The sequence below is a fragment of the Romboutsia faecis genome, assembly GCF_014323405.1.
Classification (GTDB): domain Bacteria; phylum Bacillota; class Clostridia; order Peptostreptococcales; family Peptostreptococcaceae; genus Romboutsia_E; species Romboutsia_E faecis.
On the sequence record NZ_JACRWE010000006.1, the window covers coordinates 1 to 13,840 of the forward strand.

The 13,840-nt window shown below is 26.2% G+C and carries 13 protein-coding genes; 4 read left to right on the top strand and 9 right to left on the bottom strand.

Translation table 11 applies throughout. The annotated features are described in order from the left end of the window. The 3 genes from H8923_RS12595 to H8923_RS12605 form a co-directional block, all read right to left on the bottom strand. A partial coding sequence (locus tag H8923_RS12595; protein WP_408639064.1) for a rubredoxin-like domain-containing protein occupies positions 1-200 on the bottom strand: 200 nt, incomplete at its 3' end. A 193-nt stretch (positions 201-393) separates the two neighbouring features. Then, a complete protein-coding gene (locus tag H8923_RS12600) occupies positions 394-939 on the bottom strand; it encodes an NADH peroxidase (protein WP_153972438.1) in 546 nt (181 codons plus the stop codon). 235 nt (positions 940-1,174) lie between these two features. Continuing rightward, entirely contained in the window at positions 1,175-1,507 is a 333-nt protein-coding gene (locus H8923_RS12605; RefSeq protein WP_153972437.1) for a hypothetical protein, read from the bottom strand. A gap of 258 nt (positions 1,508-1,765) precedes the next feature. Between H8923_RS12605 and H8923_RS12610 the strand changes: the two genes are divergently transcribed. From H8923_RS12610 to H8923_RS12620, 3 genes are all read left to right on the top strand, one after another. After that, positions 1,766-2,866 (top strand): PQQ-dependent sugar dehydrogenase, encoded by a 1,101-nt coding sequence (locus H8923_RS12610; protein ID WP_153972436.1) that lies wholly within the window; start codon positions 1,766-1,768, stop codon positions 2,864-2,866. A 118-nt stretch (positions 2,867-2,984) separates the two neighbouring features. After that, positions 2,985-4,094: an ABC transporter ATP-binding protein gene (locus tag H8923_RS12615; RefSeq protein WP_153972435.1), complete on the top strand. Its 1,110-nt coding sequence runs from the start codon at positions 2,985-2,987 to the stop codon at positions 4,092-4,094. A 249-nt stretch (positions 4,095-4,343) separates the two neighbouring features. Beyond that, positions 4,344-5,111: a PucR family transcriptional regulator gene (locus H8923_RS12620; protein WP_153972434.1), complete on the top strand. Its 768-nt coding sequence runs from the start codon at positions 4,344-4,346 to the stop codon at positions 5,109-5,111. Between the two features lie 98 nt (positions 5,112-5,209). On the opposite strand, the gene H8923_RS12625 is transcribed toward H8923_RS12620, so the two are convergent. Beyond that, positions 5,210-5,761: an NADH peroxidase gene (locus tag H8923_RS12625; protein WP_153972433.1), complete on the bottom strand. Its 552-nt coding sequence runs from the start codon at positions 5,759-5,761 to the stop codon at positions 5,210-5,212. A 230-nt stretch (positions 5,762-5,991) separates the two neighbouring features. Here H8923_RS12625 and H8923_RS12630 point away from each other — a divergent pair, with 230 nt between their 5' ends. After that, positions 5,992-6,570, top strand: a complete 579-nt coding sequence (locus H8923_RS12630; RefSeq protein ID WP_153972432.1) for a manganese efflux pump MntP — start codon at positions 5,992-5,994, stop codon at positions 6,568-6,570. 310 nt (positions 6,571-6,880) lie between these two features. On the opposite strand, the gene H8923_RS12635 is transcribed toward H8923_RS12630, so the two are convergent. The 5 genes from H8923_RS12635 to H8923_RS12655 form a co-directional block, all read right to left on the bottom strand. After that, positions 6,881-7,333, bottom strand: a complete 453-nt coding sequence (locus tag H8923_RS12635; protein WP_153972431.1) for a YhcH/YjgK/YiaL family protein — start codon at positions 7,331-7,333, stop codon at positions 6,881-6,883. 66 nt (positions 7,334-7,399) lie between these two features. Next, positions 7,400-7,501 carry an ATP-binding protein gene (locus tag H8923_RS12640; RefSeq protein WP_172976743.1) on the bottom strand — a complete coding sequence of 34 codons (102 nt, stop codon included), beginning with the start codon at positions 7,499-7,501 and terminating at the stop codon, positions 7,400-7,402. Positions 7,502-7,894: 393 nt separating this feature from the next. Beyond that, positions 7,895-10,300: a PAS domain S-box protein gene (locus tag H8923_RS12645; protein ID WP_153972430.1), complete on the bottom strand. Its 2,406-nt coding sequence runs from the start codon at positions 10,298-10,300 to the stop codon at positions 7,895-7,897. A 207-nt stretch (positions 10,301-10,507) separates the two neighbouring features. Then, a complete protein-coding gene (locus H8923_RS12650) occupies positions 10,508-12,964 on the bottom strand; it encodes an ABC transporter permease (RefSeq protein WP_153972429.1) in 2,457 nt (818 codons plus the stop codon). Further along, positions 12,955-13,656, bottom strand: a complete 702-nt coding sequence (locus H8923_RS12655; protein WP_153972428.1) for an ABC transporter ATP-binding protein — start codon at positions 13,654-13,656, stop codon at positions 12,955-12,957. The genes H8923_RS12650 and H8923_RS12655 overlap by 10 nt, the downstream gene beginning before the upstream one ends. Between the last annotated feature and the right edge of the window lie 184 nt (positions 13,657-13,840).

A 13,840-nucleotide genomic window follows, 5' to 3' on the forward strand; every position in this document is an offset into this window, starting at 1 on the left:
ACGAAGTTTGCTCTTAATCCTTCTATTACTTCTTCATCTACACCTTGTGCTACACCTATTCTGTGCTCATCTGCCCAGTTTAATTCTCCTGACATTTCTTCAAACTTGTCAGCCCCTACCTTACATACTGGACATACAAATCCTTCTATAGTTTCTCCTTCGTGGATGTATCCACATACTGTACATACGAATTTTTTCATAATTTTCTCTCCTCCTGATTTTTAACTTGATTTATATACTATCTTACATTATTTACTATTTTGTTATGGCATATATATACCACTTAAATTTAACTTTAAACAATTTTTTATTTCTTATATATTTCAAATGTAATCTCATTGGTATATATACCCAATGAGATATCACTTAAACAATTTATATAATAATTTAAACTTACTTACCAAAATGTCTTTCTAATAATCCTAAGAATGCTTTACCATGTCTAGCTTCATCTTTACACATTTCATGAACTGTATCATGTATTGCATCTAATCCTAATTCTTTAGCCTTCTTAGCTAATTTTAATTTTCCATCAGTTGCACCATACTCAGCTTCAACTCTTACTCTTAAGTTTTCTTTAGTGTCAGCAACAACTACTTCTCCTAGTAATTCAGCAAATTTAGCTGCATGTTCTGCTTCTTCAAAAGCTATTCTTTTGTATGCTTCTGCTACTTCTGGATACCCTTCTCTATCTGCTTGTCTACTCATTGCTAAGTACATTCCTACTTCTGTACATTCTCCAACGAAGTTTGCTCTTAATCCTTCTACTACTTCCTCATCTACACCTTGTGCAACACCTATTCTATGTTCATCTGCCCATTTCATTTCCCCTGACATTTCTTCAAACTTATCAGCTCCAACTTTACATACTGGACATACCTCTGGTGCATTTTCCCCTTCATGGATATATCCACATACTGTACATACAAATTTTTTCATAATTTTCTCTCCTCCTGATTTTAATTTAATTTTTAATTATATATTCCAATGTGTACTTTACATTTATTTACTTTATAAGATAATAAATATATACCCGTGACTAATATATTCAAACACCTTTTTATATTTTTTTAATTATAAAAAGCTATACTCTGTTTAACTCGAGTATAGCCTGATATTATTTATAATAAAATTTTTATTTGTTTTATCAAATCTACCTATTAAATGCTATTCTTTAAAAGAAAGGATAGAATGGAAAACCAAAGTAAGGATATGGTAATAAGGACAATCCAATTAAAGCACCTAGTGGGAAAATTCTAGGTCTAAAACGTCTAAATCTTCTCTGACGTTCATATGACCCCTGCTGTCTAGGTTGACTATCACATTCTTGGTCCATCACATCCTCGCCTACTAACATAGTAATACGATCATCATTAACCTCTACAATAATCCCATCATACATACTTCCATCTGACATTGTTAGTATAATATGATAATTCATTAACTTTTTACATTCTTCATATAATTGTTGCTGATTTCTGTTATAACCACTTCTTTCTAAAGCCATATATTAATCTCCCCTTTATAATGATGATATTTATAACCTCTACTAGATCATAATATTCATTCTAAAAAAATATGGGACGGTTTATTATAATAAATATTTTTATTATAGGTTATGTCATACTACTTGATTGTATATGTTTAATATTGATAAAAATAGTGTCTTTAAACTTAAAAATGAATACTATGGAACTAGGTAAATAATATAGTCTAAATCCACTAACATACTCTTAATCTATATATTTAAATTTGGAGGATATTTATGAAAAATAAAATTTCTAATATCTTGCATAATATTATATTTCATAACCATAATACAACTCGTATCAAAATAAAATCAACTACTTCAAGGCAATTTCCTTTTGATATTGAGATTGTTGCTGAAAAATTATATGTACCATGGGCAATAGATATAAGTAATGATGGTAAATTATATTTTACTGAACGTTCTGGCTCAATTAGAACTATTGAAAATAGTAAACTTAATCCAGAGCCACTTATCACATTTAACTTTCCATTTATAAGCCAAGGTGAAGGCGGTCTAATGGGCATTGCACTAGATCCAAATTTTTCACAAAATAATTATATATATGTTATGCATACCTATTCAGAGAATAATAGAATCTATAATCGAGTTATTAGATTAGTTGAAAATAAAAACAAAGCATCTATTGATCGTACTCTTATAGATAGAATACCTGGAGGTCAAATTCACAATGGAGGAAGAATAAAGATAGGTCCAGATAAAAAACTTTATATAACAACAGGTGATGCTGGAAATCCTGCCTTAGCTCAAGATATAACAAGTACTGCTGGTAAGATACTGCGATTAGAGTTAGATGGTAGTATTCCAAATGATAATCCGTTTCTAAATTCACCGGTTTATAGTTTAGGTCATAGAAATCCTCAAGGGTTATCATGGGATATCAATGATATAATGTATGCTTCAGAACATGGCCAGTCTGCACATGATGAAATAAACATTGTAAGGCCAGGATCGAATTATGGTTGGCCTCTAGTTCAAGGAAATGAAGATTCCACAGATATTATAGTTCAAAAACCTTTAGTACACAGTGGAGAAATTACATGGGCACCCTCTGGTATTGCCTTTGTACTTCAAGGAGCATGGAAGGGAAAATTGCTTGTTGCTACTCTTCGTGGACAGCAACTTCTTGCCATATCCCTAAATGAAAATGGTACAGTAGTAAAGGATATAACATCATGGTTAAATAATGAATATGGACGTCTACGTGATGTTATTCAAACTAAAGATGGGTCCATTTATCTAACAACGAGTAATAGAGATGGTAGAGGAAACCCTGATATATCTGATGATAGAATTATACGTCTTACACCTAAATAAAAATTAACCTTTGTGCAATTTGTACAAAGGTTTTTAGTTATTATAAACATTGTTAAAAAAACATTTTCAGAGTATCATTTAATCATAGTATATAATTAATTTATCAGGGGGAATAAAAATGTCTAATGTAACTTTAACAAATATTTGTAAGTCTTACAGCAATGGATTTAATGCTGTTAAGAATGTAAACATTGATATACAAGATAAGGAATTCGTAGTTTTAGTAGGTCCATCTGGATGTGGTAAATCTACAACTTTAAGAATGATAGCTGGACTTGAAGAAATTTCTTCAGGAGAATTACATATAGGGAATAGATTAGTTAATGATGTAGACCCTAAAGATAGAGATATAGCTATGGTTTTCCAAAACTATGCTTTATATCCTCATTTATCAGTTTATGATAATATGGCATTTGCTTTAAAACTTAGAAAAATGCCTAAGGATGAAATAGATAAAAAGGTAAAAGAAGCTGCTAAAATACTTGATTTAGAAAAAGTTTTAGATAGAAAACCTAAAGCTTTATCTGGTGGGCAAAGACAAAGGGTTGCTCTTGGTCGTGCTATAGTAAGAAATCCTCAAGTTTTCTTAATGGATGAGCCTTTAAGTAACTTAGATGCAAAACTTAGAACATCAATGAGAACAGAAATAAGTAAATTACACAAATCTCTTGGAACTACATTCATATATGTAACTCATGACCAAGTAGAAGCTATGACTATGGCTGATAGAATAGTTGTTATGAAAGATGGTATAGTTCAACAAATAGCTACTCCACAAGAAATTTATGATCATCCAGCTAATATGTTCGTTGCAGGATTTATAGGCGCTCCTCAGATGAACTTTATAAATGTAAAAATAGAAGAAAAAAATGGGGAAATATATGCAATTAATAATCAAATAAATATACATTTAAGCAAAGGCAAATGCCAACCACTTATAAAGAATGGATATATTGGAAAAGAAGTTGTACTTGGTATAAGACCTGAAGATATACATATAGAAGATTTATTTATCGATAATAGTTTAGATACTACTTTTGAAGCTGAAGTTGAAATAAGTGAATTAATGGGAGCAGAAATCTATGCTTACTTAAAATTAGGAAATTCAACTGTAACTGCTAGATTTGATGGTAGATACAGAGTAAGATTCGGTGATAAGATAAAGCTTGCTATGGATAAAGAGCACTTACATATCTTTGATAAAGATACAGAGTTAACAATAATATAGTATAATTTAGATAAGATATAAGTATACGTTTATATATTGCAAAGTAAGGCAAATTTGCCTTACTTTTTTATTTTTGACACTTCGCCACATTTTTCGAAATTTATTATAGATATTCTTCATCTATAAGTAATTTTTATATTATTTTATAAAGATATTTTAATCAAAAGCTATAGTATTTCGGTATCAATTAGTGATATATTTAACTGAGGTAATAATTTACTTTATATTTTCAAAAGGGGGATATTCATCATGATAAATCTTGCGAATTTTATAGAGAAACAAACTAATAAGAAAGTAAATATATTTGAATATAAAAACCAAGAATTAAAAACTAACCAAGAATTAATTACATTTAACAATTCATTATATATAATTGAGATGGAAAATGAAAATTTTTTATTAAACATGTCTAATTATTTTTATCTAGTATATCAACAAAACTTAGATCATAACATTCTAAAAGATATACTCTTCAATTTATACGAAGATATAAACATTGTAGAGTACAAAAAACATTTATTAATAGATTCAAAAACAAAGCTAGATATTAATATTAATACTACTGAAATAATAGAGGCTGAGACTTACTCTAATACTTATATTTTTGACTTAGATAAAGTAGATAATTATGAAATTTTAGATTTAAAAATTGAGCTATTTAATAAATTATTACCTACTATCTTGAAAAATAATACTTCGAATAAATTTATAACTACGAAGGATTTAATATTATATAGAGATATATACATATCTTCTAAAGACATGTCTATTTGTAAATTAATTGACTTTAATAAAATAAAAACTATTGATGAAAACTTGTTATATACCGGAATCAATTTCATTGAAAATGATTTAAATATATCAAAAACATCTTCATCTTTATTTTTACATAGAAATACACTAATTTATAGGTTAGAGAAAATAAAGGAATTTCTAAACTTAGATTTAAAGAATTTTAAAGATGCTATGGTTTTCTACCTTAGTATTAATGCTTATTTTATATCTAAAAGTATTTAAAAATATATAAACAAAATAAGAGTATCTTTGTATAAATAAATTTGATTTTTCTTCTCAAATTACTTATACTTAGATACTCTTATTTTTAATAATATACTTTATTTTTTATGATTAAAATATCTATTTAATAATCCAAGGAAAGCTCTTCCATGTCTAGCTTCATCTTTACACATCTCATGAACAGAATCATGTATAGCATCTAGCCCTTGTTCTTTAGCTATTTTTGCAAGTTTTAATTTACCTTCAGCTGCACCATATTCTGCTTCTACTCTTGCTTTTAAGTTATTTTCTGTGCTTGCTTCCACTACTTCACCTAACATTTCTGCAAATCTACTTGCATGATCAGCTTCTTCATATGCTATTCTAGTATATGCTTCTGCAACTTCTGGGAATCCTTCTCTATCTGCTTGTCTAGCCATGGCTAAGTACATTCCTACTTCTGTACATTCACCCATAAAATTAGCTCTTAATCCTTCTAGTATTTCATCATCTAATCCTTGACCTATTCCAATTCTATGCTCATCTGCCCATTTTAATTCACCTTTCATTTCTTCAAACTTTTCTGGACCAACATTACATACTGGACATTTTGTAGGTGGTGCATCACCTTCATAAATATAACCGCATACAGTACAAACCCATTTTTTCATTTTTACTTCCTCCTTAAAACCTTTTGATTCTTATGTATTTTTTATTAAGTGTAAAAATTTAATTTAATTAATAATAATCAAATAAAAAAAATCATATTTATATTATGACTATTAGTTTTACAATTTATACTAAAGTGATTTTTATGTTTATTTTTATGGCATGTATATTTTTAACTTTGTAGTTTATGCAATATAAATATAAAATCGTATTTATAAAGGAGGAAACAAAATTGAGCTTTATAAGTGTATTTCTTATGTCCTTTGCACTTGCCATGGATGCCTTTGCAGTTTCTATGACTAAGGGCATGACACTAAGAAAAATAAATTTCTCAATTGCATCAAAGATAGCTTTATTTTTTGGAATATTTCAAGGTATTATGCCTTTAATTGGTTGGTTTATAGGTATTCGATTTGAGTCATATATAAAGACAGTGGACCACTGGATAGCCTTATTCCTACTTGGATTTATCGGGCTAAAGATGATTCTTGAAGCTAAAAATGACAATTCTTTAGATGATATTTCATATGATAAATTAGGAATAAAAGAACTTATTGTATTATCTATTGCAACTAGTATTGATGCCTTAGCTGTTGGTGTTAGCTTTGCATTTTTAAACGAACCTATATTTTCGATAAGCTCAACAATAGCAATTGTTACTTTTATATTATGTTTTTTAGGAGTTTTGTTAGGTAAATCTATAGGCTCTTTATTTAAAAACTACGCTCAAATAGTAGGAGGTATTATATTAATTTTAATAGGATTTAATATTTTGAACGGTCATACAGGAATTATTACAAGCTTTTTTTAATATTTTTACATATGAACAATAAAAAATAGATTAAAATTTTATTTTAATCTATTTTTTATTAATTATTTGTATGCTTTCTATTTAGAAACTACACCTTTTTTATTTAATCTGAAAATCACTGACATTACTGTACCTACTCCTAATATTACTGCTAAAGCTATCTTGTATGAAGTTAATTGATTCATTGAATCTCCCCCTTAATCATTAGTATGTTCTTGTAATCATTGCATTTTATTTTATTAATGATTTATGACTTTCTGATTAAATAATATATCTTTTTTATAATACTATTATATCATTAAAAAAGTAATTATCTTACTAATACTTTAAAAATAGCCTTTTTTACATTCTCTTTTTGTTTTACTTTTAATGCTGTCATATGAGCATCTTCAGGATAACATACTAAAAAGTCGCCTCTTTTTAATTCAACATATGAATTTGGTTCACCATCTAAGGATAGAAAATCATCTTCCTCTTTATACTCATTTTGCATTAAATTTTCTATAAAATTTAATGCAATTTTTTCACTTCCTTCAAGAAGCAAATGAATATCTATATATTTTTTATGCGCTTCCCAAAATCTATCTTCTTTTTCACAAGTCTCATATCCTACTATATTTACGAAAATTTCATCTCCATCTATTACATAACTTCCTTTTTCAAAATCTACTAAGTCATTTTTCCTTGCGTACTCAAAGCACGTTAGTATATCTTTATTTAAATTTGAATAAGTTTTTTCATGGTTTATACTTCCAAATATCATGATAGACTCCCCCTATATTGTATTTTACTACAATATCTTCCACATATTGAGTTATATATCCTCTTTTTAATTTACACTAATCATAACTTTGTCATCTAAATCATTAATACTTAAAGTTATAGAACCTCCTTCTGATGTGAATTTAGCTGCATTGCCAACTAAATTCACTATACATCTTTCAATTTCATAAGGATCACACCATTAAGGGAGTTCTTAGCTCATGATATAAGTTAATTGATTGGATATGTCTCTAAAACTTCAAACTCTTTAGTCACAATAACTTCAGTTGTGCTATCTTACGTAACTGAGCATATGACTTTTCCTCCATAGCCATAAATAAAGTAATATTTAGTAGTATTGCTATTATAAATTTATTAAAAAATCTATTTAAATTCATATTTTTACCCTTCGTATATTTTTGATTTCTTATACTTTACACTACATTATTTCCTATTTTTAGGCAATGTTTGACACTTTAAATATTCATAAAAAAAACTTGCAAAATATTAAAAATATCTCACAAGTTTTTAATTCTTTTTATTTAATTTCAATAAATAGTTTCTATGAATAAATATCAGAAAATTCTATATTGCATTTTTCTATCTGTGTTATTTTTGATATTTCTCTATTTGAAGTAATATCTGAACTATCATTAATAACTCTGTTCGGTAATTCAAAAGTAAACTCTGAACCTATACCTACTTCGCTATTTACATATATATTTCCTTTTTGAAGTTCTACTAAGGATTTTACTAAAGATAATCCTATTCCACTTCCTTCACATTTTCTATTTAAGTTGTTATCTATTTTTTTAAACCTATCAAAAATTACATCTAATTTGTCATTAGACATACCAACTCCGTTATCCTTAACATGTATTTTTACTTTTTCATCATCTGCTATTAATTCTACGTATATACATCCATCTTTATCAGTATATTTTATAGCATTTGATAATAAATTTAAAACTATTCTTTCTATTTTATCTGGATCACAAGCAATTATCTTTTCTTCACAATTAGTATCAAATATAAGGTCTACTCCATGATCTTTTGTATACTGTGCTACTGATAATGTTATATTTTCTACTATATCAACAATATTATAATTCCCAAGCTGTAACTTATAATAACCTGAATCTATACAAGTAATATCAATAAGATTATTTACTAGTCTTAATAATCTATATGAATTTTGTTTGATATAGTTTATATGAGATTCCAAATTTAAACTATCATCCCAAGTTATTTTATTCTTATCAACATTTCTTTGCATAAGCTGCATTGTTCCTAATATTATATTAAGTGGAGTTCTAAATTCATGAGATATATTTGCAAAAAATTCATTCTTTAGGCTTTCCATATGAACAGCTTCTTGTAAAATTTTTCTTTCATGTTCTTGTTTTCGCTGATCAGTAATATCCTTTGCTGTAATTATAAACTCATCTTCATCTCTAAGTATCTTATAGTTAAGTTCTGTCCACTTATAACTACCATCTTTACAAATCATTTTAATAACTATGCAACCTGTATCATCTTTTAAATCATTCATGGCTTTTTTATACTCATCTTTATATTCTTCATGAACTAAGTCAAGCATATTCATAGATAGTAACTCTTCTTGGGACCATCCCAAGTTTTTTGACCAATTACTATTTATATGTTTTATATCTCCGTTTGCACTTATTTTAGCTATAAGGTCTACTGAGATTTCTATTAATAGTTCTAATTCACTTTCTATTAATTTTCTTTTTTCAAACTCGTCTTTAACTTCCTTTGACAAGGTGTGACTTTTTATCATAGTTGCAATATTTCCTGATATAGTCTTTAGGTAATCGAATTTATTAAACCTTAAAGTATCATTTCCTAAAAATTTAAGTACTAAAAAACCAATAGACTCATCATTAAATTCCATATTATAAATCCCTATGTTTTCTATTTCGTTTTTTAACATATGATTTTTTAAATATTCATTACATACATCATTAATATTAAAAATACCATTTAAATTTTTTACATTACTTAAATCACTAAGAATATCTAAATCAATTTCATCATCATGCTTATAATTATTTGCTTGACCAAGATTTAAAACTGTGTCTAAACACGACTTCTCCTTATTTATTAATAAAACAGATACTCCATCACACTTAAAATGATTTATTATATTTTCACCAATATTTCTTATTAAGTCCTGAATACTATTCTTTGAATTAGTATTCATAAGTAGATTATTTAAGTTATTCATTTCTTTATGATTTAAATACATCTCATTTTCTAACTTTTTTTGTAAAGTTATTTCTTTTGTATAACCAATAATATACTCAACATCATTATTTTTATCTAATATAGGAGCTTTATAAATCTCAACCCATGATTCAGAATCTTCTTGGCTAGTATAATTTTCTGTTAACTGAATCTTTTTACTTTCAATAACTTCTCTATCCATTGCTGTAAAAGAATCACATTCATCTTTGCTCCAATAATCCTTTACTGTTTTACCAAGTATATTTAGTCTCTCATCTTTTAATTCTTTTGCATAAGATTTGTTTACATATATGTACTCACCTTTTGTATTTTTTAGCCAACAATTAATATCTAGATTATCTAGTATTTTCTCTAATTCTTCTCTTTTATATGTTTTTTCACAACTATCTTTAGCTACGATAAATATATATTTTTTATCATTAAAAGATTCTAGTACAACTTCACCATATATAGAAATTTTATTACCATATTTCGAGCATAAATCAAAAGTTAGTTCTAGTTTAGCTTTTTTATTATTTTTTTCTATATATCTTTTTAATTTTTCATTTTCATTATAAAGAATTTCTTTTATATCAATATTTATTAATTCTTCCAAAGTATATTCAAGCTTTGTTAAGACACTTTTATTACAAAATTTTATCTCACCGCTTGAATCTAAAATTATAATATAATCATTTATTAGGTCTAATATTTTTTCCATGCTTTCCCCTTTACAAATTGTAATATCGTATATATGAATATTTGTAATTTTTTATCATTTTATGTAATATAATACATAATTAATATTAAACTATTTATATAACATTCGTAAATATTTTTATTACTTAATAATAAGATAAAAATCATGTTGATAATTTTATCAACATGATTTTTGAATTTTACAATTTATAATTATTTTAATATTTTATTATTCTCTATATGCCTTTAATACTTCTTGAATAGATACTTTATTTATTCTTCTTTTAGCAGCATAAGTTCCAATAATAAATATAACAATAATAATTATTAAACCTGCAAATAAATGCCATATATGAAATTCAAACGGCATAACCATACCAAACATTCTTCCCAGATACTTTATAATATAGTCAAATCCTATTACTGTTAAATAAGTACTTACAAAGTAAGATAATATAGCGTATATTAAATAGCTTTTCAGGATCATGGAATTAACCTCTTTTTTAGAATATCCCATTACCTTTAATAAAGATATATTATAATAATTATCTTCAATAGTTAATGTCGTAAGCATATAAAGCACTAATACTGCAATAAACATAGCAAATCCAATCATTCCATATACAGCTATTTCTATGAATTTTTGCATTAGCTTACTTTGTTCCATTATGTCATTTTTATTTATAATGCTTAAATAAACTTCATCGTCTAACTTTTGCTTTGAATATACACTATTGAAAAAATTTTCATTTATTCCTATTCCTAAACTTTTTCCCTTAGTGACTACCTCTGCAATATCCTCTAATCTCCAATAAATAGTTTCTGTTCCATAATCCTTAGATACATTAGCAACTTTTCTTTTTAAAATTTGATCATTTACCTCAAGCTCTATTATATCGCCTGCTTTAATATTGTGAATTTTACTAAAACTTGTATTTATTACTACACCATTATTTAGATCTTCGGTTATATCTGCACCTTTTTTATTATATAACTTATGAAGTTTATTTTCTGCTAAGAGACCTTTTATATTAATACTCTTATCTTTATATTTAACACTATCAATACTTATAAAAGGTTCTTGATTATCTTTTAACTTTGGTAATCCTTTTGTAAAATCCACATAACCTTCATAAACATAATCTACATTATTATAATAATCTGTTGTCATTTTTTCAAAAAATCCAATCATCATGAAACTCATAATTATTAGCATAGAAGATAAGAATATACCTATAAAGAATACTACAAATTTACTAGTATTATTAAATATAAAAGAGTACTTAAATTTAGTTTGAGCTTTTGCATCTTTAAAAAGTTTATTACATAATTTATTTAACTTACTTATCTTTTCTTTTTCACTTGCTTTAAGTAAGCTAACAGCCTTCTTAGATAATATTTTTTTTATTACAATATATGAAAGCCCTAAAATAATAACAATTGGAAAGCATATAGCTATTAATAATACAGATATATTGGTTTGTATAGAAGCATTAGGAAGCAAATAAAAGTCTAAGTAAAAATTTTTCATAGGATTGGATGCATGCATTCCTCCAATATACCCTAATATCAACATTGGAAAAGATATAAGTAATAATACTATTAAATAAGGAAGTATTATCTCATTTTTAGAATAACCTATAGCCTTTAATAACCCTATTTGAGTTTTTTCATTTTTTATAACCTTATAAATTAAGATTAGTATTATCATAACTGCTATACTAGAAATAATTGCACTTAAGACTATTGTGGCTTGTTGACCTGCTTTTAACTCCTCATATATAGCTCCACTTCTTATTTGATTTTTCGTTGATGTAATATTAGTTACAAAATCTAGCCTTTCTTTTTTACTAAATGTATTTACTACTTTTTTATCAAAATCCCTTATTACTTTATTATAATTATCTTTATATTTTTCATTTTCCATATTTTCAGAACTTTTATTTTTTACAATACCAGAAAAATAAATTGACTCTTTTCCTTTAATATTTTCATATTCATTATTTGTTATAAGAGCAACTGTTATTCTTGAGTTATCTATAATAAAGTCTTTTCCATTTACGGGTAATGTTATATCTGGAAATAATACATAACCTGTAATAGTATAAGATTTGTTATTGATATCTATTTTATCCCCTAACTCTAAATTGTTTTTCTTTGCATAAATTTGAGTTATCGCAATTTCATTATCATTACTAGGCTTATTTCCTTTTTCTATGTATGAACGATTTATATTTTCTCCATCCTTCACAAAAGTTACTTTATTTCCTTTTGATTCTCTTTCATAGTTTACAGTTTTATAATTTCTTTCTTCTAATTGAAATTCATTATATTCTGATTCAAATTCATCAATTCTATTTCTTATAATTTTATTGTATAAACTTTCATTTTCTCTTTTTATATCACCTAAACTATAAGCAAGTATACTATTTATAAGATCCTTATCTTCTTTGCTTAAGCTTTTTATATCTCCTTCAGTTATCCCATCTATTATTTCAACTGAAAAATCCTCTTGATTATAATCTAATACAAATTTTTCAAAAGGCGATTTTAAACTATCTAAGGTGTAAAACATCATAGTATATAAAAAAGAACTAAGCCCTATAATAATTCCTATAGCTAATAGTTGTATTTTCTTTTTCTTGAATATATTCAAGGTGTTTTTTAAAAGAATTTTTACGCCCATAGTATTTCACTTGCCTTTCTTTTATCTTGATTTTCTATAATATCTACAATTACACCTGAATTCATTTTTATAATTCTATCTGCCATATAAGCAATATTTGTATTATGTGTTATTACTACTGTTGTAGTTTTTAAATTATTATTCATTACTTGGATAATATTTAATATTTGTTTTCCATTCTTTTCATCTAAAGCACCTGTAGGCTCATCACAAAACAATATTTTGGGATTTTTAGCAATACTTCTAGCTATAGATACTCTTTGCTGCTGACCACCAGACAATTGATATGGGTATTTATCTCTTTCTTCATACATAGAAACTGACTTTAATACCTCATCTATACCCAGAGGATTTTTTCCTACTGCTGAGCCTATCTCTACATTCTCTCTTACATTAAGATTTTGCAATAAGTTATATTGTTGAAATATAAATCCTAAATAATTTCTTCTAAATTTAGTTAATTTGTCTTCATTATAATCACTTATTTTTATATCATTAAAATATATTTCCCCTGTGCTTGGAGTATCTAATCCACTAATTACGTTTAAAAGCGTGCTCTTTCCACTTCCACTTGGCCCAAGTATTACGATAAATTCTCCATCTTTTATCTCTAAGTTTATATTTTTTAATGCTACTGTCTCTACATCACCAGTTTTGTAAATTTTGCTTACATTTTTTAATGTAATACTCATAATAATTCCTCCAATCACTCGACCTAATGGTCATACTTAATAAAATTTGAACAATCTTAGTTTGAAAAAACTTATATTTAACACCTGTAAAAAATATTAATAGTAAAATTGTTTAAAATATAACTCCTTTTAGATTAAAAAATCTAATATTTACATAAAATAAATTCATGTAAATATTAGTTGT